Below are 25280 nucleotides of genomic sequence, written 5' to 3' on the forward strand. Positions count from 1 at the left end.
AGGAAAGAAGAATTGATTCATGAAACTCGAGGGACTTTCCACCGCGATCACCGGCGGCGCTTCAGGCCTCGGCCTGGCAACCGCTCGACGGCTGCTCGACTCCGGAGCGCAGGTCACGTTGATCGATCTGCCTTCGTCCGACGGTAAGCAGGTGGCGGCCGATCTCGGTGCTGCCGCACAATTCGCCCCGGCCGACGTCACCGACAGCGAACAATTCGCCGAAGCACTCGACGCGGCGCACGAGCGCGGCGGCCTCCGCGGCGTCGTCCACTGCGCGGGCGCCGGGCGTCGTATGCGCATTCTCGACAAGGACGGAAAAGCCGGATCGGTCGAAGATTTCGAGTTCGTCGTCAAGCTGAATCTTGTCGGTTCGTTCAACGCACTCCGTCTCGGCGCCGAGCGGATGGCGGAACTCGACGCCGTGGACGGTGAGCGAGGTGCCATCGTCATGACGGCGTCGGTCGCAGCATTCGAAGGTCAGATCGGTCAGATCAACTACACAGCGTCCAAAGCCGGCATCGTCGGTATGACGGTCACCGCTGCCCGCGATCTCGCCAGCCGCGGAATCCGCGTCAACACCATTGCTCCCGGCATCATGGACACTCCCCTGCTGGCGCGCCTACGCGAAGACGTGCGCACGGCCCTCGAAGCCTCTGTTCCCAATCCCTCACGACTGGGTCGTCCGGACGAGTTCGGCCAGCTCGCCGTCTCGATGCTCGAGAACGGCTACCTCAACGGCGAGACCATCAGACTCGACGGCGCTATCCGAATGGCTCCCCGGTGACGGGCACCAGCGTGATCGCCAATCCACAACTGCGGCACAACATGCAATACCCGGATACCACCATGGCGTACTGGGCGCCCAGCATGGCGGCGCTCTACGGTGACCGCCTCGCCGTCGTGGACGGCGAGCGTACGTGCACCTTCCGCGAACTCGGCCAGCGCAGTGCGCAATTCGCCGGCGCACTGCGGCAAGCCGGGGTGGGCGTCGGCGACGTGGTGTTGATGCACCTCGGGAACTGCGTCGAGTTCCTCCAGGCTTACTACGGATGCCTACAGGCCGGGGCGACAGTCACATTGGTCAACCCACTGCAGCCAGAGCTCGGCCTGCGCAAGCAGATCGAGGAGACGTCCGCCGTTGCTGCAGTGACTCAGAGTTCGCAGCTGCACGTACTGCTCGCGGCCGCTTCAGGAACCTCCGTGCGTACGATCGTGATGGTCCAGGACACCGAGGGCGCGCTCGACACACCGGAGTCGGTCGTCGCGTTCGACTCCTTCATCGCCGATCTACCCACCGAATTCACCCCTGCCTCGGTTCGTAGCGACGACATCGCACACATCGCGTTCACCGGCGGAACCACCGGAGTCTCCAAAGGTGTTCGTGTTCTTCACCGCAACGTCGTCGGCAACATCACGCAGATGTGTGGGTGGAGAACCGGTCACGAGTTGGAAGCAGGTCCTGACGGTCTCGTCACGCCTCGACGCATCGACGGCCTCGACGTTCTCGGTCCGACGCCCGGGACCGGGGCGACCATCGTTGTCTCCCCTCTCTTCCACGCACATTCGTTGCTCAACACGTCGTTCCTGTTGATTTCCGGTCTCACCCAGGTGTTTGCCGGTCGGTTCGAACCCGGCCGGATGCTCGAGCTGATCGAAAAGCACGAGGCCACCTATCTCACCGGGTCTCCCGCCATGTGGCACGCACTGTCGGTTCATCCCGACGCTACGGTGCGCAACACCGACAGCGTGTGCGTCGTGTCTTCGGGTGCCGCCCCGATCGACAGTGTCACGCTCGCCGCACTCCGCCGGGCATTTCCCAAAGCGCTCGTCGTCGAAGGGTACGGGCTGACCGAGGCCACCTGTGTGGTCACGGCCGCTCCGCTGATCAACGGCTCGGAATATCGGCAGAGCAGCGTCGGCCTCCCGATCTTCGACACCGAAATCCAGATTCGCGATCAGCTCGACCGGAAGACCGTTCTGGGCGAGAACGAACGCGGCGAACTCTGGGTGCATGGACCTCAGGTCACCGACGGCTATCTCGGACACCCGGAAACCACCGCAGAACAGTTCGTCGACGGCTGGTTGGATACGGGAGACATCGCGTACCTGGACTCGGACGGATACCTCTTCATCTGTGACCGGGCCAAGGACATGCTCATCTACAAGGGATACAACGTCTATCCGCGTGAACTGGAAGAGATTCTGGTCTCGCACCCGGCGATCTCGACTGCCGCGGTCGTCGGCCGCGAAGTGGGGAGCAACGGCCAGGAACCCGTAGCCTTCGTCGTGATGATTCCGGGCGCCGAGTTCGACGCCGAGCAGATCAAGGCGTTTGTCGCCGAGCAGGTGCTGCCGTACAAGAAGATTCGCGAAGTCGTCGAGGTAGAACTCCTTCCGACATCGGCTGCCGGTAAGGTCCTCAAGACCGACCTCCGCTCGAGACTTCTCGAATCCGTCGATCAGAAAGGCGGTTCCAGGTGACGACCTTCGCAGACCTGACGTCGCAACTGCGTGTCCCGGTTCTCGCTTCACCGATGTTCATCATCTCGACTCCTGACCTCGTCATCGCGCAGTGCACCTCTGGCATCATCGGGTCCTTCCCGGCACTGAATGCTCGTCCGCAGTCGGCACTTCGGGATTGGCTCAAACTGATCACCGTGGCTCGTGAGGAACATGATCGTGAGCACCCGGAGAATCCGTCGGCGCCATTTGCCGTCAACCTCATCGTCCACCGGTCCAACAACCGCCTGGAAGAGGATCTGGCGACCATCGCCGAGTTCGAGGTTCCGATCGTCATCACGTCCCTCGGCGCTCGCACCGACATCAACGACGCAGTCCACGCATACGGCGGAATCGTTCTCCATGACGTCATCGACAATCGCTTTGCACGCAAGGCGATCGAGAAGGGCGCCGACGGACTGATCGCGGTAGCTGCCGGGGCCGGTGGTCATGCCGGTAGGCAGTCGCCGTTTGCCCTGATTCGGGAGATTCGTGAGTGGTTCGCCGGTCCACTGCTGTTGTCAGGTGCCATCGCTCATGGTGATTCGATTCTCGCTGCGCTCGCGGCCGGGGCCGATTTGGCATACGTCGGATCAGCTTTCATCGCAACCGAAGAGGCTAACGCGGATCCTGCGTACAAGGAGATGATCGTGGGTTCAGGGGCCTCCGACATCGTCTATTCCAACCTGTTCACCGGAGTACACGGAAACTACCTGCGGGGCAGCATCGTTGCCGCCGGCTTGGACCCCGACAACCTGGCCGAATCCGATCCATCCGCAATGAGTTTCGCGACCAACGACACCGATACCAAGGCGTGGCGAGACATCTGGGGCGCCGGACAGGGCATCGGAGCGATCGATGCAGTCCTTCCGACGCATGCAGTAGTAGAACGTCTCGCCGCCGAGTACTCTGCCGCGCGAGAACGTATCTGCCGACTCTAGTGCTGTGACCGGCGTTCGTCGGACAGGTACTCGTGGATCAGGTTCACGAATACCTGTCCCACCGGCGACAACGTCGAGGGGTCGAAGGCGAGACCGTACGCACGCAGAAATCTCGGCTCGCAGGCCCGTTCCACCACCTGACCAGGCATCGATTTCGCCACCGAGCGCTCGACCAACGAACCGCCGAGTCCGGCGATGACCATCGGGAGCCGCGACTCCCGTTGCTCGGTCACCACCGCGAGTTCCGTTCTGGTACCGGCCTTTCGGATCGAGTCTTCGATCGCGTCACCCATCGCTGCCCCGCGAGGAACGAATACCATGGGAATGTCCGGCATTTCCGAAAGGCGTACCGGCCCCTCGGGTAGTTCCGTTCCCGCCGGGTAGACCAGGCGGTATTCCTGCTCCCCCAATTCGACGATTTCGAGCCCTTCGCCCGCCTCGAGCGGCAGATGAGCCACCGCGAATTCGCAGTGGCCGTCCCGGATGAGACTTTCCAGATTGTCCTCACGCTCGAGTTCCGAGAATCTGACTCGTGCTTGCGGATACCGTCGACAGAACTCCGCAATCAGATCGACGATCGTCCCCGAGGTCAGTGCAGGGAAAGCCATGATGTCGAGGCGACCGACGATGGCGCCATCGGATGCCGTCAACTGTTCAGCCGCCGCAGCTACGTCTCGCAAAACCTGTCGACTCGGGCCGACCAGACTGCGACCGGCAGCACTGAGCACCATGCCGCGCCCGATGCGATGGAACAGCCTCACTCCCAGTTCACGTTCGAGCCCGCGCAACGCTTGTGACACGGTCGGCTGAGCAACGCCGAGAGCCGCTGCGGCGCCGTTGATCCCCTTGTTCTCGACCACTGCGAGGAAGTACTCCATCTGCCGGAACTCCACAGTTCACTCCTCTTCCGTGGACGGAACGGCGGAGGTGGCCATTTCCGCAGCCGTCGCGATGAATGCAGCGGCCGCCGGGGATTGCTCGCCCGAGCGATAGACGATACCGACGTCGCGTGTCAGCGGCGGATCGAAGGAGAAGGCGCAGACGTCTGTCATCTGCTGTTGTGCAACCCTTCTCGGCACTACAGTGGCGCCGATTCCGCGGCGAACCAGTTCCCACGTGGTCACAGGGTGGACACAGTCCACGACTACGTTCTCGGCGCCTTCGCTCAGTAGACCCCGGAACTGATTCGATTGATCACCGAGATCGACCACAAGCGGCAAACTGTGCAAGAGCGCTCGCGGAACCGGATCCGCCAACGGCGTTGCAAGTCGGCCGGACAACGACGCATGGGTGGCGAGCACCAACTCCTGAGTGGCAATCGGAGCCGTGACCAAACCTTCGTACCCGATACTCAGATCGGTGACGCCGACCTCGGCCGACCCTCGCCGCAACGCATTGTCGACCCCGGCCGGGCCGTACGTGTCGAGAACACGCACGACGATCTTCGGGAAGTTGGCCCGGAATCGCCGGACCAACTCGACCATCGGATCGATCGAGAACGCCGAGTACGAGACGACGTCGACACGACCGAACTCGAGTTCGCGAACGGCGGTCACTTTCGCCTTCGCGCGCTCGACGTCGGCAAGGATTCTCCTGGCCGCGAGATCGAACGTGCGGCCCGCGTCGGTAAGAACCAACCGCCTGCCCGTCCGGTCGAACAGCGTGGCGCCGAGTCGACGCTCGAGCGTACGAATTGCCTGTGACAGCGAGGGCTGCGAAATGTAGAGAGCCTGAGCGGCCTTCGTTATCCCACCGTGGTCGACAACAGCGACGAAGTAGGTGACGAAGTGCAGATCCACTCATCCATCATACGACCAGCGATCCGTCGCTCACTCCACCCGAGTTGCCCCTGGTACGGCCCACTCTCCGGTGAAGATCGGCTCCCGCTTTTCCACGAAGGCACGAACCGCGTCGGTGGCATCCGTCGCAAAATTGACCGCTTGCGCCCTCGCCTCGTTGTCCAAGGCCTCCCGCAACGAGAGGGAGGTGTGACGTTCGAGCATGGCGGCAGACTGACTCAGTGCGGCCGGCGGGCCGGCGGCGAGCCGCTGCGCCAGTGTTGACGTGTGTTCGTCCAGCTCGGCCGGTTCGACCAGATAAGTCACCAACCCGAGCTCGTAGGCTTCCTGTGCGTCGATCGTCTCGGCAAGCATCACCAGTCGCTTGGCTTGTTGGAGGCCGACCAGTCTCGGCAGGATCCACGAACCACCGAAGTCGACAGACAACCCCCGTTTGGCAAAGATCTGGCTGAACTTCGCACCCTTGGCCGCCACGACGAAGTCGCAGAGCAACGCCATGTTCCATCCGGCTCCGACGGCAAACCCGTCGACCTTCGCCACCAGAGGTTTGGGAAACTCACTCAGTGCGATTGCCGTTGCGTTGATGACACGCATGCGATCGAGCGGGTGCGACGAGCCACGCTTGTCCAGATCGGAGCCCGCGCAGAAGGTCCCATCCGCGCCGGTCAGGATCACCGAGCGAATCTGCGCGTCCTCTTGAAGTTCGAGGACTGCTTCACGTAGAGCGATCCAGGCGTCGAGATCGAGAGCGTTGCGGCGGTGCGGCCGACAGAGAACAATCGTCGCGACAGCACCGTCTCGTTCGATGCTTACGGCCGCACGCTCGATCGTCTCGGCACTCATGAACCACTCCACACGGGAGAGCGCTTCTCGGCAAATGCCGTGGCGCCCTCCTTGGCATCACGAGAGGTGAAGACCGGATCGATGAATTCGCGTTGCGCGACAAAGGCATCCGGATCGGTGTACTTGGCGGACATTGCCAGTACCTGCTTGGTCGCGCGAACAGCCAGTGGACCGTTAGCCGCTACTCGGGCCGCAAGCTCGCGTGCGACGGTCAGCGCGTGTCCCGGTTCGGCGAGCCGATTGACCAAGCCGTGATGATGCGCCACGGTGGCACTGAGTGGATCCCCCGTGATCGCGATTTCCATGGCCAACTGATACGGAAGAATTTTCGGCAGACGTAGGAGTCCGCCGGCGGCCGCGGCAAGTCCCCGCTTCACTTCGGGCAGGCCGAATTTCGCGTCCGTGGACGCCACGATCAAGTCGGCCGCCAAGGCCAGTTCGCAACCGCCGGCGAGTGCCCAACCTTCGACGGCTGCGATCAGCGGCTTCGACGGCGGTGCCTCGGTCAGACCGGCAAAACCACGACCCGGTAGCGATGGCCGCTCTCCGCGCGCAAATCCCTTCAGATCCATACCGGCGCAGAAGGTTCCACCAGATCCGGTCAGAATGCCGATGGTGAGATCGGCCCGTTCCTCGAACTCGTCGATGGCCGCAGCCAAGGCTTCGGCAAGTTCGAGATTGACCGCGTTCTTGGCCTCGGGACGATTGAGGGTGATGACGGCAACGCCGTCGGCGAAGTCGGTGAGCACGACGCTCATGTTCGGTTCCTACTTCCGTGATGAGATTCTTGAAAGGTCACTGCGCGCGAATGCTCCAGCGCACGGGTGTGCCGCCGGACGGTGTCACGATCTCCCGCTTGGCCAAAACAACAAGATGAGCATGGGTTTCGCGGACTGCCAAGCGAAGTAGTCGCGGCGACATCTGTTCGAACGGGCGAGACCAGGAGATCGTGCGTGAGAGTTCCCAGGCCGTGGATTCAGGCTCATCCTGCACCGCAGCCACGATCTCCGCCAATCGCTCCTCGTGGTGCCCCATCAATTGACGTGCACGATCGGCGATCCCACGGAATCGATATTCATGTGCCGGAAGCACTTCGCACTCGCCCAGTGTTGTCGTCGCCTCGAGCGAGAGAAGATAACGATGAAGTGGGTTCTCGAGTTCACCGGGAATCGTGGAGATGTTCGGGCTGATCCTCGGCAGCATGTGATCGCCGCTGAACAACAAGCCTCTGTCCTCTTCCACGAAACAGAGATGTCCGGGAGTGTGCCCCGGTGTCCATTGGGCGCGGAGATTCCAACCGGGTAGGTCGAGTGAATCCCCTTCTCCCAGAATAATGTCGATGGTTTCGTGCTCGGCGAACCGCACCAGGTCGACCCGAGACGCGTCGAGCACTTCGGCCGGTGCGCCGAGTTCGGACAACTGCAGGTTCCAGCCACTGATGTCGTCGCGGGTCTGTTCGGGCCCGTGGTACCCGAGGAGCGTCGCGTCGGCCACGTGCATCGCAAGCGTTGCGCCGCTGACCTGCCGAAGACGCGGCGCCAGGCCGAAGTGATCGGGATGCAGGTGCGTGATTGCCGCATAGCGCACTTCGGAAACGTGGTATCCGATCGATGCTATGCCGTCGACGAGAGCCTGCCAGGACTGTTCGTGATCCCAACCGACGTCGATGAGGGCAAGTCCGTCGTCGAGCGCGAGTGCGTAGACGAGTACGTAGCGCAAAGGGTTGTCCGGCATGGGAACAGGGATCGACCACAATCCGTCCCGCACCTGTTCGACCGGTGGAAGGACTTTGTTCGCCCATGCCTCACGTTGTGCGACACCGACGTCTTCGGTCACGATCATGATGCTTCTCCGCTCGCGTTCAGCATGGTCCGCAGGCTCGACTTGAGCAGTTTTCCGCTCGCGTTGCGAGGTAGGGAGTCCACGAAATGGATCTGGCGAGGTTTCTTGTACGACGCCAACTTCGCTGTGCTGAAAGCGATCAACTCGTCGACGCTCGGCAAGTCGGCACCGTCGACCAGTTTGACCACTGCGGTCACGGATTCACCCCAGCGCTTGTCGGGAACCCCGACCACCGCGACCTCGGCGACCGAGGGGTGCTCGGCCAGAATGGATTCCACCTCGATCGGATAGACGTTCTCTCCGCCGGTGATGATCATGTCCTTGAGTCGATCGGTGACGAACAGATACCCCTCGTCGTCCAGATGGCCGGCGTCCCCCGTTCGGAGGAAACCGTCGTGGGTGAACAATTCGGCGGTCTCACGGTCACGTCGCCAGTATCCGCGAGTGTTGTTTCTACTGCGCGCGACGATCTCACCGGAACTATTGGGCGGCAATTCCTCACCAGTGGTGACGTCTCGAATCGAGATCTCGACGCCGATCATCGGCTTGCCCGCAGAGCGAAGCAACTCCGAACGCGGCCCGCTCACATGATGGTCGTAAGCACGAAGGACGGATACCGAACCCGTCGTCTCGGTCATCCCGTATCGCTGAACGAATTTGCAGTTCAAGACAGTCATCGCGTGGGCGAGGAGCGCCGGAGTGATCGGTGACGCCCCATAGGCGACCACCTCCAGGCTGGTCAGATCGAAACTGTCGAGAGTCGGCAGATCTACCAGCGTCTGAATGACTGCAGGCACCAGAAATGCGTGGGTGACGCGGTGGGTCGCGATGGCATCAGCGACCCGAGCAGGCGCCATGTCTCCGAGCAGCACCAAAGGCACTCCGGCCGACAAGCATGTACTCATCCAGCCGGCACCGGCGATGTGAAAGAGGGGAAGTGCATCGAGTGCGACTGCATTCGAACCGAATTCGTAGACATCGAACCCCTCGGGCTCGTTGTACAGATTCCGGTGCGTGGCCACGACGCCCTTGGGCCGGCCGGTTGTCCCGGACGTGTACAGCTGCAGAACTGCTGCGTCCGGATCGTGCCCGTGTCCGGGGTCGACACCGGTCCCTGATGCCACGAACTCCGCCCAGGTTCGCGAATCCGGCAGGACCCCTGCAGCTCCCACGGTTATGACCTCGATGTCCGGCAACGCTGCGGACATCGCCGCCGCCCCCGCGGCGAACTCGTCATCGACGATCAAGACGTCGAGCTCCGCGTCCTCGGCGATGTCGACGAGTTCGAGTGGGTTGAGCCGCCAGTTCAACGGTATGAACACAGCGCCTGCCTTCGCACATGCGATGAAGGTTTCCGCACCTTCGAGCCCCATACGCAGTAGCGCACCGACACGAGCACCCGTTGTGGTCACTTCTGCCAGCGCACTCGCCAAGGTGCTGGTCTCGCCATCCAGCTCAGCCCAAGTCAGCGTTCGGTCGCCGCACGTGATTGCCGGATCGGACGGCCGTGTCGACGCCGAGTGGCGTATCCGGTTGGGTAGGTGAAGCTCGCTCACATCACGCTCCTGTGTTCCAGGTACTCACCGAGCACGAACCGCGGTCGGTGGTACTGGAACAGTCGACCATCGCTATGGCCTGCGCCACAAAGACGAGAAGGCGCACAGAGCCATAGCTCAGACCTATGTCCGCAGGTCGCAGCAAGTCACCGCCGCCAAGGCTCCGTCATCTGGGAGAATTCGTCAGATGCAGGCACCCGGCATGGACATACGCAGCGCGCAGTATCTCGTCGCGGTCGTCGATCACGGCAGCGTCACTGCCGCCGCGGACGTCCTGCGTATCTCGCAACCGTCCCTCTCGCAGGCCGTGCGCAACCTCGAACGAGCTCTCGGAGCCACACTCTTCGAGCGCACCACTCGCGGTCTGGCTCCCACCACGGTCGGACTGGCAGTTGCCGATTCTGCCCGTACGTTGCTCGCCGACGTTGCTCGGGCCGAGGCCGCGGTGGCTGCGGTAACCGCTTTGCGCGCCGGGGAACTCGCCATAGCAGTTCAGTCCGATCTCGCCATCGACCCTGTTGCAGAGGTCGCCGGACGCCTCCATCTGACGGCACCCGGAATTCGGTTCTCCACGAACGCCTCCGCCAACGCACAGGACGTGCGCGCGCTCGTCAGAGCAGGTACGTGTGAACTCGGGTTTCTCGAGACCCACCCGGGTACCGAAGTCTCCGACGGGCTTCGAGAAATTGCCGTGAGCACCCAGGAAACGGTCTTGTCGATCCCCATTCGCCTGGCCACAGACCTCCCCGATCCGGTTCCGCGCACCGTGGTCGCGCGCCTGCCAATGGTGGTCGAGGCATCCGCAGTTCGGCGCGGGCACTCGATCGACGACGATCTGGAACTCACCGACGTCGTCGTGGAAGTGCCAGATCGCCTTGCTGTCCGGGAAATGGTCGGGCAAGGTGTAGGCGCCGCGCTGCTGCCCAGATCGATCGCCGAACAAGACTCACCGGCATCTGAGGTTCGCTCGCTTTTCCCACCGATCACCCGGCAGACGATCTTGGTCTACCGCGACGGCCCGCTCTCACCGGCCGGGTCTGCGTACATCGAGAACATCTCCCCACGTCACAAGCCCTCCACGAACAGCCTGCCCAACGGCGAGAGCGTCTCCGGATCGAACTCGACGCCGTAATTCAGTGAGATCGGCGGCTCCACCGGAAATATCTCCGCGCCGGACGCGACCGATCTCTCGGCCAACGAACGCTCCATGAATGCCATGCCCAAACCAGCAAAGACGAACGCGCCGACGGTCTCCCGCTGCGCCAACTCCGTCGACATCCGAGTCCGGGCCCCGGCGGCCTGCAGAGACGACTCGATGGCAAGGCGAGCCCGCGAGTGTTTGAGCACACCCACCACGGGGAGATCGGGCAATGCCGTCAATGACACCGGCTCTCCCGCAGCGGGTTTCACACCATTCGGCCAGACGTCGGGATGAACCCCCGACGGCACTGCCAGCCAGTACTCGTTCACCCCCAACACTTTGGTGGACAGCGCCGACATGTCGGGTGGCCAGTAACTGAAGACCACCTCGCACGCGCCGTCTGCCAACACCTGCTCAGACGTTGCACCCTGCGGCAACTCACCGACCCGAACGGTCACAGCAGGCCACCGCTCACGAAAGTCCGCCACGATGCGTGCGATCGGACCTTCGAGACCATGTGCCGCGGAGCAGATGTCGAGCCGGCCACGAGGCTCGTCGGCCGTACCGATCGCGACGTCGAACGCGGCCGCGCTGCTGCGAGTCATCTGCCTCGCCGGCCCTACCAACGCCCGACCTGCTGCCGTCAGCACCAAACCGCGACCGACACGGTGAAACAGTTCGACTCCGAGTTCGCGCTCGAGGCCACGAATACCCTGCGACAGCGACGGCTTGGTGACCGACAGATTCTGCGCAGCCGTCGACAAGGACTCACCACCGGCAACGGCAAGGAAGTACTCGATCTGACGTAGGTCCACTCCATCGACTTTGCCATAAACGCAGACAGGTATACCGGTACCAAGCACTGCAGGGTGTTCACACACGCTTCATTAATCGGACATTCAGGACACACCTTCTTCTACCCGGCGCCACCTACCGTAATTGGTCCAGACCAATTACGGATAGGTCTGAACCACCGCGTCGAAGACAAGGAATCCTCGTGAGACGTACGACCATCGCGATAGCAGCCGTGACCGCGGCTCTCGCCGTTCCCGGCATCGCCCCCGCCGAATCCCACGCCGAACCCGGCTGGGGCAGTTCGTCCTTCGAATGGGGCAGCTCTTCGGGCGAGAACAACACGCCGCCCGCAGCGCCCGGCGTCAGCGTCCCCGGCGGACGGTACGAGCACCCCGTCGACCTGACCTTCACCGCCGAGCGCGGCGCCACCGTCCGCTACACCCTGGACGGAACGACACCCACCACCGACAGCCAAGCTGCCACGCCGGGACGTCCGCTGCACATCGCACAGGACACCAACGTCACTGTCGCAGCTTTCCGAGGCGATCACGCGAGCGCGGCCGTCTCGTTCGGCTACCTGATCAAGACCTCGGAAAAGCCGCTGGCTCAGGTCGTCGTGATGTCCGACGTCCACGTCGGCGATCACGCGAACAACGACAAGAAGTACGAAAGCTTCTTCGACACAATCGGTTCCATCTTCCCGAAACCCGACGCTATCCTCTCCAACGGGGACATGATCAACGACAACGGAGACGGCAAGGGGCCCGACCACAAGATCGTCGCAGAAATCTTCCAGGCAAACCTCGCCCGGAAGGGCATGAACGACACACAACTCCTGATCTCCAACGGCAATCACGATGCAAGTCTCGCGGCGATCAGAGCCGGATATCCGGCGGAGTGGTTCCCGGATTCCGGTGGCGGATACTACGAATCCGACGTCAATGGTGTCCATCTCTTCACGGTCAACACCGAAACCTACAACAATGATTCAGCGCAACGCAATTGGCTGAAGTCCCGCCTGACCGAAATCACCGCGGAGTCCGGGAACCTGACCAAGCCGATCCTGGTCCAGGGACACCGGCCGGCAAGCAACACAGCCATGGACGGGCAGCAGGCGTCGAACCCTCGATTGACCGAAGACCTGAGTGCCTTCCCTCAGGCAATCTTCTTCTCCGGGCACTCACATCTGAACAACAACGACGACCGGTCGATCCATCAGCGTGACTTCACGTCGGTCAACGACGGCTCGATGTCGTACATCGAAATCGATCACGGCTACCAGATGGTGACCGAGTCCGGTCTCGCGAACCGTTTCGAATCACCCACTGCCCAAGCGCTCTTCGTCGAGGTCTACCAGGACCGCACGGAAATCAACCGAATCAACATGGCGGCAGACAAGCACGACATCTACGCCGGTGGCGCGTGGTCAGCCAACTGGCAGCCGCCGTACTCGAGCGCGGGCACGCTGAGCGGTTCGGGGTGGACGGTCGAACTCGACGGGTCGACCAACCAGCAGATCAAGGACAACTTCCGCTACACCTCGGGCGCACGGAACACGCACGCGCCGGAGTTCACCTCGAGCACTCCGCTCTCGGTGACGACCGGCGAAAACGGTGCGACCGCACTGAGGATCGCGCAGGCCAAGGACGATCAGATGGTGCACCACTACGCCGTCGAGGTCACGGACACAGCCACCGGAGCGAAGGTGGTCTCGTCGAAGGTGCTCTCGGACTTCTACTTCATGCCGCGGCCGAACAGCCTCGACATTCCGATTCCCGATGCCGCAGCGGGCACCGCATACGAAGCCCGCGTCGAAGCCGTTGACGCATACGGCAACCGGTCACCGGTGACAACCCTGGCCTTCACCCGCTGACCCGACACGACAAAGCGGCACCGCGCATATTCGCGGTGCCGCTTCTCGGCTCAGTTGTACGTGCGAAGCAGGCCCTTGCTGATGATCTGCTTCTGGATGTCGCTGGTGCCTTCACCGATCAGAAGGAACGGCGCCTCACGCATCAACCGCTCGATCTCGTATTCCTTGGAATAGCCGTATCCGCCGTGGATACGGAAGCTGTCCTGGGTGACCTCCGAGCAGAATTCACTCGCCAGATACTTCGCCATACCCGCTGCGACATCGTTGCGCTCACCCGAGTCCTTGAGCCTGGCAGCGTTGACCATCATCAGATGCGCCGCTTCGACTTTGGTGCCCATCTCGGCGATCCGGAACGCGATGGCCTGATGCTCGGCGATCGGCTTGCCGAAAGTCTCGCGTTGCTTGGCGTAGGTGACAGCCAGTTCGAAAGCGCGCTGGGCAATTCCGCAGGCACGCGCGGCGACGTTGACCCGGCCGACCTCGACGCCGTCCATCATGTGCCGGAATCCCGAGCCAGGGGTGCCACCGAGAACCTCCTCGGCTCCGATCTCGAAACCGTCGAAGATCATCTCCGTGGTGTCGATTCCCTTGTACCCCATCTTCTCGAGCTTGCCCGGAATGGTCAGGCCCGGGAGTACCTCGCCGAAACCTGCGGGCTTCTCGATCAATATCGTCGTCAGATTGTTGTGCGGCTTCTCCGCGCCCTCGTCCGTCTTGACCAGGACTGCCACCAAGGTCGAGGAACCTCCGTTGGTCAGCCACATCTTCTGGCCGGTGATCACGTAATCGCCGGAGTCCGTCCGCTTCGCCTTGGTCGATATGGCAGCAACATCGGAACCGAGAGCAGGCTCCGACATGGAAAATGCACCGGTGAGTTCCCCGGACGCCAGACGCGGCAGGTACTTCGCCTTCTGTTCCGGCGTCCCGTGCGCCGAAATCATGTGAGCCACGATGAAATGCGTGTTGATGACACCGGACACGCTCATCCATCCACGGGCCAATTCTTCGACGCACAGCGCGTAGGTGAGCAATGATTCGCCGATACCCCCGTACTCGGGGTCGATGGTCAGTCCGAACAGACCCATGTCCTTCATCTGCTTGACGATGTCGGTCGGGTACGTATCCGAGTGTTCGAGTTCCTGCGCCGCGGGGATGACCACACGATCGACGAACTCGCGTACCGCCCCGACGATATCGGTCTGGGTTTCGGTCAATCCCGCCGTCTGCGCCAAACGAGTCACTGTTCCACCTGTCAGTCGGTACTTCGTGCCCTCCCGGTCGACGAAATTGATTCGACTCCAGGAACTTTCATCCCACCGCGACGTGTGTGCGGCAGAGACGCTGCATCCATTCAATCCCCGAACGGTATATGTGTCAAAGTCGATTTCGCATACGAACCGTATGGCGGAAACTATGTCCGAACAGGTCGTTCCTGCTGTTGACAACCGCGCCACGTGTGCTGGATATTCGAGAGGCCAGGTCGCGGTGGGCCCTTCGATCGGCCCGTTCACGCGACGCATTCCCCACTCTCCTCGAGACAGGCGCATTCCATGCACGACGCAGTCATCTGTGAACCCGTTCGCACCCCGGTGGGCGGATTCGGCGGAGTCTTCAAGGACGTTCCCGTCACCACACTCGCCGGCACTGTTGTGCGTGGCCTCGTCGAACGAACCGGCATTGCGTCCACCGATGTCGACGACGTCATCTTCGGTCAGGGGTACGCCAACGGAGAGGCCGCGGCCATCGGACGAATCGCGGCACTCGACGCCGGTCTGGACGTGTCCGTTCCCGGAATACAACTCGATCGCCGTTGCGGTTCGGGATTGCAGGCGATCATCTACGCCGCGATGCAGGTACAGACCGGGATGAGTGATCTGGTCATCGCCGGCGGCGCCGAAAGCATGAGCGGAACCGAGTTCTACTCCACCGACATGCGTTGGGGCACAAAGCGCCCTTCCGTCGAGTTCCACGACCGATTGGCCAAACCGCGCACGAACTCCGGCGGAGTCAACTTTCCGGTGGAAGGCGGCATGATCGAGACCGCCGAGAACTTGCGCCGGGAGTACTCGATCACCCGCGACGAGCAGGACCGATACGCGGTGCGATCGCACGAACGGGCCGTTCACGCCCAGGACAGCGGGTATTTCGACGACGAGACCATTCCCGTTTCGGTGCCCGGACGCCGTGGTGAGCAGACAGTCGTCACCCAAGACGAGCATCCGCGCCGAGGGATACAACTGTCCGATCTTGCTGCACTGCGCCCCATTCGAGGTCGCGTCGACCCCGAAGCAACAGTCACCGCCGGAAACGCCTGCGGCCAGAACGACGCCGGAGCCGCGGCCATCGTCACCACTGCGGCCAACGCCGAACGGCTGGGCCTGCGGCCGTTCGCGAAACTGGTCAGCTGGGGTGTGGCCGGTGTGGAGCCGAACCGGATGGGCATCGGACCGGTGCCTGCCGTGGCGAAGGCTCTCTCCCGTGTCGATCTGTCGCTGGACGACATCGACCTCATCGAAGTCAACGAGGCCTTCGCCGCACAGGTTCTCGCGTGCGCCAAAGCCTGGGGATTGAGCGCGCGGGACATCGAAGAACGCTTCAACGTCAACGGTTCCGGAATCTCGCTCGGACATCCTGTCGGCGCTACCGGTGGGCGGATCCTCGCCAATCTGCTGCGCGAACTCGACCGGCGCCAGGCACGGTACGGGATCGAGACCATGTGTATCGGTGGCGGACAAGGGATTGCCGCGGTGTTCGAGAACCTGCGACGCTAGAAGCGTTAACCGATCGATCCGTCGCGGCGAAGTTCCGCGATCCGGTCGCCCGTAAGTCCCAACTCGGCCAGCAGAGAATCCGTCTGCTGGCCGAGTGCCGGAACGTCACCCATGCGCATTTCGACATCCGAATACGTCATCGGAGGCAGCACGGCATCGATCGGACCGTTCTCGGTGCCCACGGACCGCCACCTGGCACGCTTCTCCAGCTGCGGATGTTCCAGCAGACCGGCCATGTCGTTGAGTGCCGCGGCCGGAACACCAGCGGCGGCCAGACGCTGATCCAGATCTGTCGTCGAGTACAGACGCGTCAGAGAGCCCACCAATTCGTCCACCTCGCCACGGTTTTCGACGCGCACGATGTTGGTGCGGTAACGCGGATGATCGACCAGATCCTCTCGCTCGAACACGTCCACCATCAGCGCTCGCCATCCACGATCGTTCTGGACGCCGATCAGGATTTCGCCGTCGGCCGTGGGATACGAATCGTAGGGAACGATCGCGGCATGGCCGAGTCCGACACGTGGAATCTGCCTGTCCGCATACATTTTCATGTACATCGGATGGCCCAGCCACTCGACGGTGGAATCGAACATCGAGACCTCGACGAGCGCTCCCTTGCCCGTTCGCTCTCTACGGAACAGGGCGCTCAGAATCGAAGTCAGCGCGTACATTCCTGCCGCGATGTCGGAGACCGGGATGCCGGTCTTGGTGGCCGTCTCCGGTGTGCCTGTCACGGAGATCATTCCGGTCTCGGCTTGGACCAACATGTCGTAGGCCTTGCGCTCGCGCCGCGGGCCGGCACTGCCGTAGCCGGACATGTCGATCACGATGAGCCGTGGGTATTTATCGCGCAGTTCCTCCGCGCCGAACCCCAGTCTCGCGGCTGCGTCGGGAGCCAGGTTCTGCAGGAACACATCGGCTCGCGCGACCAGATCGAGAAGGATCTGCCGGCCGGCTTCCGACTTCACATCGACGGCGATCGATTCCTTGGAACGGTTGAGCCACACGAAGTGTGATGCCTGACCGTGAACCGCCTGGTCGTAGTGACGCGCGAAGTCACCCTCGCCGACGCGTTCTATCTTGATCACCCGCGCACCCATGTCCGCGAGATGTCTGGTGGCGAGCGGTGCCGCCACCGCCTGTTCGAGTGCAACTACGGTGATTCCGTCGAGCGGAAGATCCGAGTTCGGCTGTCCCATGTCAGTAGTCACCCCAGAAGTTTTACACCCAGAATTCTCACACTCTGAATTCTTGCACTCGAACAGGACGGATCAGATGTGGCGGCCGCCGGTGATCTCGAGAACCGTGCCGGTCATGTAGCTCGAGAGGTCGCTCGCGAGGAACAGCACAACCGAGGCAACTTCCGAAGGCTCGGCTGCGCGCCCCATCGGAATCTCGGCAAGCTTCTCGTTCCAGATCCGTTCGGGCATCGCCTCGGTCATCGCCGTGCGGACCAGTCCGGGCTGAACGGCGTTGACGCGAACGTTCTTGAACGCGACCTCTTTTGCCGCGGCCTTCGTCAGACCGACGATCCCGGCCTTCGCGGCCGAGTAGTTGGTCTGCCCGAGCATGCCCACCTTGCCGGAGATCGACGAGATGTTCACGATCGCGCCCGTCTCACGCTCGCGCATGCGGGCGGCGGCAGCGCGTGTTCCGTTCCAGGCGCCCTTGAGGTGAACGGCGATCACGTCGTCGAAGTCCTGCTCGGTCATCTTCCGCATCGTGGCGTCGCGCGTCATGCCGGCGTTGTTGACCATGACATCGACTGGACCGAAAGCGCTTTCGGCCAGATCGAGCATGGCCTCGACCTGTCCGGAGTCACGCACGTCGCAGGAAGCGAAACGGGCGACCGACTCTCCACCGAGTTCGGCGACCGCAGCCGTTCCCACGGTTTCGTTGATGTCGCCGAGAACGACGGTCGCGCCTTCCTTGATGAAGGTGCGCGCAATTTCGAGCCCGATGCCCTGGGCTCCGCCGGTCACTACCGCAACCTTGCCGTCCAACAATCCCATGTCCACTCCGTTCGTGAGGTTAAAGCTCGTCTGGAAAATGTGTCAGCGCTGGTTTTGCTTTTTCGCTTGCGCCACGAGCCCACCACCGAGAATCAGACGCTGGATCTCGCTGGTTCCCTCGTACAGGCGCAACAGGCGAACTTCACGGTAGATACGTTCGACCGGAACACCGCGCATGTACCCGTTGCCCCCGTGGATCTGCACGGCGAGATCTGCGACCTTGCCCACCATCTCGGTGCAGAAAAGCTTTGCCGCCGAAGGCCCGAGACGGCGATCCTCACCGCTGACGTACCGCGCGGCCACCTCGCGCACCATCGCACGCCCTGCCATCACACCGGCTTGCTGGTCTGCCAACATCGCTTGAACCAGCTGGAAGTCACCGATCGCGGTGCCGCCCTGTTCCGTGACCACGGAGAACGCGACAGATTCGTCGAGCGCTCGCTGTGCTGCTCCCACCGAAAGCGCCGCGATATGGACTCGTCCGCGCGCGAGAGACGTCATCGCTGCGCGGTATCCGGTGTCCTGGTCGCCACCGACGAGGGCCGACTCGGGAACCCGGACGTTGTCGAAGGTGACCTCGGAGGTCCAAGCACCTTCCTGACCCATCTTCTTGTCCTTGGGACCGACCGTGACACCTGGCGTGTCAGCCGGAACCAGGAACACTGCAATTCCCGGACCATCGGAATCCGCCGGGCGAGTGCGCGCGAACACCACGAACAGCTGCGCCAGTGGAGCATTGGTGATGAACCGCTTGTTGCCGTCGATCACCCAGTCGGATCCGTCCAGCACTGCCTTGGTCCGAAGGCCGGCCGGGTTGGAGCCCGCGCCCGGTTCGGTGAGAGCAAAGGAAGCCACGACATCACCGGAGGCGATGCGCTCGAGCCACTGAGCCTTCTGCTCGTCGGTACCGAAGCCGACCAGCACCTGCCCGGCAATTCCGTTGTTGGTACCGAACATCGAACGCAGCGCCAGAGACGTGTAGCCGAATTCCATTGCCAGTTCGACGTCTTGGGTGAGATCGAGTCCGAGCCCACCCCATTCCTGAGGGATCGCGTAACCGAAGAGCCCGATAGCTGCGGCCTTCTTGCGTATGTCCGCAGGAATGGCGTCGGTGTCGGCTATCTCCTGCTCACGCGGAACTACTTCCTTACGGATGAACTCCCGCGCAGTCGCCAAGATATCTGCGAAGTCATCTGCGTCGACCTGCATTCCCACCACTCACCTTGCTGTTTCCGAAGTCCATGCCGTCCCCCGAAGTCAATACCGTGAGGCAATCGGAGTCAAAGACCTGAAAACGAACCGAAGGTAAGGCAGAACCTATAGCAAGCTTCAGACGGTGCGCAGTTCCCGCTTCAGTAGCTTGCCGCTCTGGTTGCGCGGAAGCTCGGCCACGAAACGGACATGCTTGGGCACCTTGAACGGAGCGATTCGCTCCTTGACGTGGGCAATCAACGCCTCGGGCGTCAACTCGTCGTTGCCGTCCTTGAGCACGACGATCGCGGTGACGGCCTCGATCCACTTCTCGTCGGGCGTACCGATCACGGCAACTTCTGCCACGGCGGGGTGCGTGTAGACCGCATCTTCGACCTCGCGTGACGCCACCAGGATGCCGCCGGTGTTGATGACGTCCTTGATCCGGTCGACGACCGTGATGAAACCTTCTTCGTCCCGCACGACCAGATCGCCCGAATGGAACCAGCCGTCACGGAAGGCCTCGGCGGTGGCTTCCGGATTCTCCCAGTAGCCGTTGCACAGCTGCGGTGAGCGGTAGAGAACCTCGCCGGACTCACCGTCGGCGACATCGTTTCCGTCGGCGTCGACGACGCGGGTTTCGACGAAGAACACCGCGCGACCACAGGAAGACGGGCGATCAGCATGCTCGCTGGGCTGGAGAACTGTTGCCAGTGGGCCGATTTCGGACTGGCCGAAGCAGTTGTAGAAACCGATGTCCGGGTAGCGCTCGCGCAGACGATTGAGCACGGTGACCGGCATGATCGAGGCGCCGTACTGCGCCTTCTTCAGCGACGACAGATCGCGGGTCTCGAGGTCCGGATGGTTGGCCAGCGGTACCCACACGGTCGGCGCCAGGAACAGCGATCCGATCTTTTCGGCTTCGACACGGCGCAGGATTTCCGGGATGTCCGGCGCCTGCATCAGACTGACCGTCGCGCCGACGGACAGGTACGGCAGCATGAAGACGTGCATGCCCGCGGAGTGGTACATCGGCATGCAGATCAGCGGGTTGTCGTTCTTGTCGAGGCCGAGCGCGATCACCGAGGACACGTACTCGTGAACCAGTGCACCGTGAGACATCATGGCGCCCTTGGGCTTCGAGGTGGTGCCCGAGGTGTACAGGAGTTGCGCCAGATCGGTCGACGTCGCACGCGGTTCGAAGACCGGCACCTCGCCTGCCTCACCGATCGTGACGACGGACAGTTCCGCGTCCCGCAGTGCGATCACGTGATCGAGATCGAGGTCGGAGCGTACCGAGTCGAGTGTCGGCGCCAATGCCGGATCCACCAACACCGCGCGGGCGCCTGACTGCGCCACGAGGTACCGGAGTTCCTCCCCCTTCAGTGCGTAATTGACGGGAACATGCACCAAACCTGCTCGTGCACAGGCAAGAAATCCGATTGCATAGGCGTCGGAGTTGGTTCCGTATGCCGCGACGCGGTCGCCTTGTTCGAGCCCCAGACCGAGCAAGTAGGCGGCGACCCGCGTCACCGCGTCGTCGAGTTCGCGGTAGGTGCGAGTGCGATCTTCGAAGACGACGGCTACACGGTCGGGGTACTTGGCTGCCGAGCGCCGAAGCACTCCGTCGACAGTGTTGGTGCGTGGATCCAGGCTCATGCGCCTCAGGTTATAGGACGTCCAACTAAACCGGAAGAGCGATCGTTACTTATTGCGCCATTCGGGCTTTCGCTTGTCCACAAAGGCCTGCATACCTTCCTGAGCGTCGCAGGTCACGGCGTTGGTTGCCATAGTTTCCGCCATCGCCTCGTACGCCTGCGCTTGCGGCAGATCGATCTGGCGATAGAACGCCTGCTTACCGATCTTCACCGTCAAGGGGCTGGCCGTCGTGATCTTGGCGGCCAGTTCGCGCACCTCTCGGTCCAGGTCTTCGGGCGCGACGACGAAGTTCACCAGACCCCAGTCCGCAGCGGTGTCGGCGTCGATCGTCTGCCCGGTGAGCAACATCTGCATCGAGCGCTTGCGCCCTACTGCCCTGCTCAGCGCCACCATGGGCGTCGAGCAGAACAGTCCGATCTTGACGCCCGGCGTGCCGAAGACAGCATTCGACGCAGCAACAACCAGATCACACGACGCGGCCAGTTGGCAGCCCGCCGCGATAGCCGGGCCCTGTACTGCGGCAATCACCGGCTGCGGAATCCGCTGTACGGTCTCCATCATCTCGGTACAGCCGTCGAAGATCGCCCGCTCGTCCTCGAGGGTTCTCCCGATCATCTCCGTCAGATCGTGTCCGGCGGAGAACACCGGGCCTTCGGCGCGCACGATCACGACCCGCACGCGCTCGTCTACAGACAATTCGACAAGGGCAGCCGTCACCTCACGCATGGTCTCCGCCGAGAGCGGATTGCGCCGCGCCGGCCGATCGAGCGTCAGGAAACCGAGTCCCACCGATTCCTCGACGGAAATCTTCACTGCAGTGTCTTCTACCTGTGTCTGCGACATGTGTTCTCTCTACCAATCGAATCCGTCCCGGTCAACGAGACGAAAAGGACATCCACTCGCACCGCGTCGATACGGTCCGGTCAATACTTCGCCACTACGAGGAGTGCCCATGAGCACCGATGCCGCCGTCACCACTGATCTCGAAGAGATTCTGCGCGCTCAGCAGGAAGCAACTCGAGCCGCTGGTCTTCCGTCAGCGCAGACACGACGCGAGCGCATTCAACGCGTCGTCGATCTCCTGGTGGCAAACCACAAGGATCTGACCGAGGCGATCAACGAAGACTTCGGCGGCCGAATCCCGGCCTACTCGGTGATGAATGACGTTCTCGGGTCGATGGTTTCACTCAAGCACGTTCGTGATTCGCTCGAAGAGTGGATGATTCGCTCACCGAGAGCTACCGGAGCGATGCAGGACCAGTTGGGTGCCACGGCGTACGTGTCGTACCAGCCGAAGGGTTCGATCGGCATCATCGGAACCTGGAATGCTCCCCTGTTCACTCTCCTGAGCCCGCTCGCCTGCGCCCTCGGAGCAGGAAATCGCGCCGTTCTCAAACCGTCGGAGATCGTGCCCAATACTGCGACCGTCCTGGCCGAGGCGGCGCGTCGAACTCTCGACCCCGTGGAGGTCGCGGTGGTGACCGGCAGCCCGGAGGTCGCTGATCGGCTGACGTCGCTGCCTTTCGACCACCTCGTCTTCACCGGCAGCACGACCGTCGGAAAGCTGGTCATGGCCAATGCTGCGAAGAACCTGGTGCCGGTCACCCTCGAACTCGGCGGCAAGTCACCGAGCGTCTTGAGCCGCAGTGCCGATATCAGCTCTGCTGCTTCGCGTTTGGCTATCGCGAAGTCCACCAACGCCGGTCAACTCTGTGTCTCTCCCGATCTGATCTACGTTCCGCGCGAGAACACGGAAGCATTCATCGACGCGTTCACCGACCAGTTCACGGGACTGTTTCCCACGATCGCCGACAACAAAGACATGGTCTCGATAGTCAGCGATCGTCACCTCGCACGCATCGAGGGGTACATCGCGGACGCCGAAGAACGTGGGGCACGAATCATCACCGTTCCCGACGAAGAACTCTCCGCAGACACTCGTCGTCGCCCACTGCGAATCGTGGTCGACCCTCCGACCGACGCGCAGATCATGAAGGAGGAGATCTTCGGGCCGGCCGTCGTCGTCTTGCCGTACGACCAACTCGACAACGTCGTCGCCGACATCAATTCACGACCGAAACCGTTGGCGCTGTACTACTTCGGAACCGATCTGGACGAGAAGGAATCCGTACTCGAACGCACCGTCTCGGGCGGCGTCACCATCAACGACGCAATGTCTCACCCCGGGCTGAGCGACGCACCCTTCGGCGGCGTCGGGGCTTCGGGTATCGGGCACTACCACGGCCGCGAGGGTTTCCTCGAGTTCAGTCACGCCCGAACGGTATTCGAAGCAGCGCAGCATGACCCACGCGGCGAGTGGGGAATGCTCCCGCCGTACGGTGAGGGTTTCGAGCAGATGATGTTGGCTCAGGTAACGCCCTAGGGCCTCCGGCCCCGTGCGCCTTTTTGGTAGTTCGCGCTACCGGAAAGGCGCACCGGCAAGGCCGCGGCTGAGGAACTCCACCAGCTGACCCGGTTCGGTATCCACCGACTCGATCAGTTGGATCAACTCCTTCTTGTCTTCTACCGCAAGCGGTTCGATGCCACCGAACGTGCGCATCGTGGACCCGGCCGGAAGAACACGAGCACACACGAGTGTGCCTGGCTCGAGGTTCAGCGAGCCCCACTCGTCCGTGACCTTCACCAGATGGCCGTTGCGGACGTCGCTGAGGGTCACCAACTGTCCAGGCTCCGTCGAGGCGACCTTGTACACCGAGCGCGGAATCGACAACCACTGATCGGCCAGTTCGCGTTCGTCGGCAGGCAGCAGTTCTCCGCGGCGCTCGACAAAAGCTGCGAAAATACCCGCATCGAACAAGGCAGCGTCGACGGCCAAACCACCTTCGACGGCCAGCGTCAGTGCTTCTTCGCTGTTGAACTGCTCGGCACGGATGAGCGCAAGATCGAACACGGCGTCGAAGTACTCCGGCGTGCGCGAGAACAACTGAGCCTTGACGTAGAGCCAGCTGGCCCGGTCGTCGAACGTCACCTCGGACTTACCGAGATGGCAAACCTTGAACTTTCGACCGGAACCGCACCAGCACTTGTCATTTCGTCCGAGTTCGGGGTGCTCGGCCGGGGCGTAGCGCTGAAGAACCTCGTGCAGAACCTCGGACTCGCCACCCTCGATTCGGCCCAGCAAAGCCAGCGCGCGCGTCACATCGCTTCGATCGGCGGCCAGTAGCGCCAGATCGAAGATCGCGGGAGTCCAGTCGGGATCGAGATCGTGCGCTGATTCGTACGACGCCTCAGCGGCCAGGATCTTGCCGAGACGATCCGAAGCCTTGCCCGCCAGCCAGTGCGCTGCCGGCTTGACACGACGCGACCCTTTTTCGGCGAGAGCAGTTGCAACAGAATGCAATACGGAATCATGATCGTCGAGTTCGGACAACAGCTCCAACGCTGCCGCAGCCGCGGGCGGCTCGGCGAGGCCTGCGAAGGCCTGCGGATCCTCCTTGATCTGCTTGCGCGCCCAGTCCGAGACATCGTCGACGCCTTCGGCTTTCGCGGCCATGACCACATCGACGAACGCGATCACCGACGCGGCTTCTTCGGGGTGCAGATTCTCGCGGACCTCGAGCATGCGGGCCCGGTTCGCCAGGTGGTATGCCTCGAAATCGAATCCGTCGACCGCAACGTAGTCACCGTCGCGGACGTAACCTGACGCCTCGAGCATCTCGCCCAGCGGGGCGGTCGGCTGACGGAACAGCGACGGCTCGTCGAGCATCAACTGCCAGACAATGGCATCGAGGGTGTCAGCACCGATGTCGGCAAGGACCGTCGCCAGGTGCTCGCCGAATCCGGGTGCGGGATCCAGTACCTCGGGGATGGTGCAGAGCGTCAGCTCACGGTCAGCGACGAACAATCCGATCAAGTCACCTTCCGAGCACTCGGCAAGGGTGTCGGTGTCGAGCAGAAAGCCTTCGTCGTGTGGGAACTCCGGATCTTCGATCCCACGATCAGCCAATAGATCGTCGTCGGTCCCGCGGTGCACGACGCTGATGCCGTGGATTTCGTCGTCGTCACGATCGAGGAAAACCCGCAGCATCATCAGATCGGGGTTCGCGTCGAGAACGCCGGACCTGATTTCCGCTTCGGTGAGCCGATGGGTCAACACTCGATGCTCGAACAATGTGTCGAGGGCGGCGTACCGTTCCTCACTCAAGTATCCGAGCAACGGGTCCTCGACGTACTCGACAAATTCGGCCATGTCCTCGGCTGTACCGTGCCCGGCGTCAGCCAACAGGGTGCCCCAGTCCGCCGCTGTCTGCGGGCCGTGCTCACGCAACAACTCCATCGCGGCTTCGGCGATCAAGTCATTGGCATCCATCGGTTCGTTCACCTATCCAACTTTA

21 protein-coding genes are annotated in these 25280 nt (G+C 62.4%); 7 read left to right on the plus strand and 14 right to left on the minus strand.

Going from position 1 to position 25280, the window contains the following annotated elements; all coding sequences use genetic code 11:
• Window positions 1–19 precede the first annotated feature (19 nt).
• The 3 genes from AOT96_RS06010 to AOT96_RS06020 are packed head-to-tail and all read left to right on the plus strand — an operon-like array spanning window position 20 to window position 3440.
• Window positions 20–784, plus strand: coding sequence for an SDR family NAD(P)-dependent oxidoreductase (locus tag AOT96_RS06010; protein ID WP_064074255.1), 765 nt, complete (start codon window positions 20–22; stop codon window positions 782–784).
• Window positions 785–825: 41 nt separating this feature from the next.
• Window positions 826–2481 carry a class I adenylate-forming enzyme family protein gene (locus AOT96_RS06015; RefSeq protein WP_167349881.1) on the plus strand — a complete coding sequence of 552 codons (1656 nt, stop codon included), beginning with the start codon at window positions 826–828 and terminating at the stop codon, window positions 2479–2481.
• 53 nt (window positions 2482–2534) lie between these two features.
• Window positions 2535–3440 carry an NAD(P)H-dependent flavin oxidoreductase gene (locus tag AOT96_RS06020; RefSeq protein WP_202427117.1) on the plus strand — a complete coding sequence of 302 codons (906 nt, stop codon included), beginning with the start codon at window positions 2535–2537 and terminating at the stop codon, window positions 3438–3440.
• On the opposite strand, the gene AOT96_RS06025 is transcribed toward AOT96_RS06020, so the two are convergent.
• The 6 genes from AOT96_RS06025 to AOT96_RS06050 are packed head-to-tail and all read right to left on the minus strand — an operon-like array spanning window position 3437 to window position 9480.
• Window positions 3437–4333, minus strand: a complete 897-nt coding sequence (locus tag AOT96_RS06025; RefSeq protein ID WP_003939949.1) for a LysR family transcriptional regulator — start codon at window positions 4331–4333, stop codon at window positions 3437–3439. The two genes, AOT96_RS06020 and AOT96_RS06025, sit on opposite strands and share 4 nt — an antisense overlap.
• Before the next feature lie 3 nt (window positions 4334–4336).
• Window positions 4337–5239: a LysR family transcriptional regulator gene (locus AOT96_RS06030; RefSeq protein WP_007729501.1), complete on the minus strand. Its 903-nt coding sequence runs from the start codon at window positions 5237–5239 to the stop codon at window positions 4337–4339.
• A 30-nt stretch (window positions 5240–5269) separates the two neighbouring features.
• On the minus strand, window positions 5270–6082 hold the full coding sequence (locus tag AOT96_RS06035) for an enoyl-CoA hydratase/isomerase family protein (RefSeq protein ID WP_030537193.1): 813 nt from the start codon (window positions 6080–6082) through the stop codon (window positions 5270–5272).
• Entirely contained in the window at window positions 6079–6840 is a 762-nt protein-coding gene (locus AOT96_RS06040; protein WP_065351440.1) for a crotonase/enoyl-CoA hydratase family protein, read from the minus strand. The genes AOT96_RS06035 and AOT96_RS06040 overlap by 4 nt, the downstream gene beginning before the upstream one ends.
• Window positions 6841–6877: 37 nt before the next feature.
• Window positions 6878–7924: an MBL fold metallo-hydrolase gene (locus tag AOT96_RS06045; protein WP_064114211.1), complete on the minus strand. Its 1047-nt coding sequence runs from the start codon at window positions 7922–7924 to the stop codon at window positions 6878–6880.
• Window positions 7921–9480 (minus strand): long-chain-fatty-acid--CoA ligase, encoded by a 1560-nt coding sequence (locus tag AOT96_RS06050; RefSeq protein ID WP_065351441.1) that lies wholly within the window; start codon window positions 9478–9480, stop codon window positions 7921–7923. Before AOT96_RS06050 ends, AOT96_RS06045 begins: the two co-directional genes overlap by 4 nt.
• 187 nt (window positions 9481–9667) lie before the next feature.
• Between AOT96_RS06050 and AOT96_RS06055 the strand changes: the two genes are divergently transcribed.
• Window positions 9668–10612, plus strand: a complete 945-nt coding sequence (locus AOT96_RS06055; protein ID WP_054188394.1) for a LysR family transcriptional regulator — start codon at window positions 9668–9670, stop codon at window positions 10610–10612.
• Here AOT96_RS06055 and AOT96_RS06060 read toward each other — a convergent pair.
• On the minus strand, window positions 10546–11436 hold the full coding sequence (locus AOT96_RS06060; protein ID WP_007729523.1) for a LysR family transcriptional regulator: 891 nt from the start codon (window positions 11434–11436) through the stop codon (window positions 10546–10548). The genes AOT96_RS06055 and AOT96_RS06060 overlap by 67 nt on opposite strands.
• 182 nt (window positions 11437–11618) lie before the next feature.
• Here AOT96_RS06060 and AOT96_RS06065 point away from each other — a divergent pair, with 182 nt between their 5' ends.
• Window positions 11619–13289, plus strand: a complete 1671-nt coding sequence (locus AOT96_RS06065; RefSeq protein WP_042448556.1) for a chitobiase/beta-hexosaminidase C-terminal domain-containing protein — start codon at window positions 11619–11621, stop codon at window positions 13287–13289.
• Between the two features lie 50 nt (window positions 13290–13339).
• On the opposite strand, the gene AOT96_RS06070 is transcribed toward AOT96_RS06065, so the two are convergent.
• Complete coding sequence (locus tag AOT96_RS06070) at window positions 13340–14530, minus strand: acyl-CoA dehydrogenase family protein (RefSeq protein WP_007729528.1); 1191 nt, start codon at window positions 14528–14530, stop codon at window positions 13340–13342.
• 309 nt (window positions 14531–14839) lie between these two features.
• Here AOT96_RS06070 and AOT96_RS06075 point away from each other — a divergent pair, with 309 nt between their 5' ends.
• Window positions 14840–16060 (plus strand): acetyl-CoA C-acetyltransferase, encoded by a 1221-nt coding sequence (locus tag AOT96_RS06075; protein WP_064114209.1) that lies wholly within the window; start codon window positions 14840–14842, stop codon window positions 16058–16060.
• Window positions 16061–16065: 5 nt separating this feature from the next.
• Here AOT96_RS06075 and AOT96_RS06080 read toward each other — a convergent pair whose 3' ends face one another.
• From AOT96_RS06080 to AOT96_RS06100, 5 genes are all read right to left on the minus strand, one after another.
• Window positions 16066–17262, minus strand: coding sequence for a CaiB/BaiF CoA transferase family protein (locus AOT96_RS06080; RefSeq protein ID WP_064114208.1), 1197 nt, complete (start codon window positions 17260–17262; stop codon window positions 16066–16068).
• Window positions 17263–17334: 72 nt separating this feature from the next.
• Window positions 17335–18075: a 3-oxoacyl-ACP reductase FabG gene (gene fabG, locus AOT96_RS06085; RefSeq protein ID WP_003940214.1), complete on the minus strand. Its 741-nt coding sequence runs from the start codon at window positions 18073–18075 to the stop codon at window positions 17335–17337.
• A 42-nt stretch (window positions 18076–18117) separates the two neighbouring features.
• Window positions 18118–19284 (minus strand): acyl-CoA dehydrogenase family protein, encoded by a 1167-nt coding sequence (locus tag AOT96_RS06090; protein WP_064114207.1) that lies wholly within the window; start codon window positions 19282–19284, stop codon window positions 18118–18120.
• Window positions 19285–19404: 120 nt separating this feature from the next.
• Complete coding sequence (locus AOT96_RS06095) at window positions 19405–20925, minus strand: acyl-CoA synthetase (protein WP_030537202.1); 1521 nt, start codon at window positions 20923–20925, stop codon at window positions 19405–19407.
• Between the two features lie 45 nt (window positions 20926–20970).
• Entirely contained in the window at window positions 20971–21768 is a 798-nt protein-coding gene (locus AOT96_RS06100; protein WP_003939812.1) for an enoyl-CoA hydratase, read from the minus strand.
• A gap of 109 nt (window positions 21769–21877) precedes the next feature.
• Here AOT96_RS06100 and AOT96_RS06105 point away from each other — a divergent pair, with 109 nt between their 5' ends.
• The gene (locus tag AOT96_RS06105; RefSeq protein WP_064443697.1) at window positions 21878–23308 is read left to right on the plus strand and encodes a coniferyl aldehyde dehydrogenase; all 1431 of its coding nucleotides are present in this window, start codon (window positions 21878–21880) and stop codon (window positions 23306–23308) included.
• A gap of 36 nt (window positions 23309–23344) precedes the next feature.
• Here the strand turns inward: AOT96_RS06105 and AOT96_RS06110 are convergent, their stop codons facing one another.
• Complete coding sequence (locus AOT96_RS06110; protein ID WP_231917396.1) at window positions 23345–25267, minus strand: SEC-C domain-containing protein; 1923 nt, start codon at window positions 25265–25267, stop codon at window positions 23345–23347.
• Window positions 25268–25280 lie beyond the last annotated feature (13 nt).

This window comes from Rhodococcus sp. 008, assembly GCF_001682295.1.
Lineage (GTDB): Bacteria > Actinomycetota > Actinomycetes > Mycobacteriales > Mycobacteriaceae > Rhodococcus_F > Rhodococcus_F qingshengii.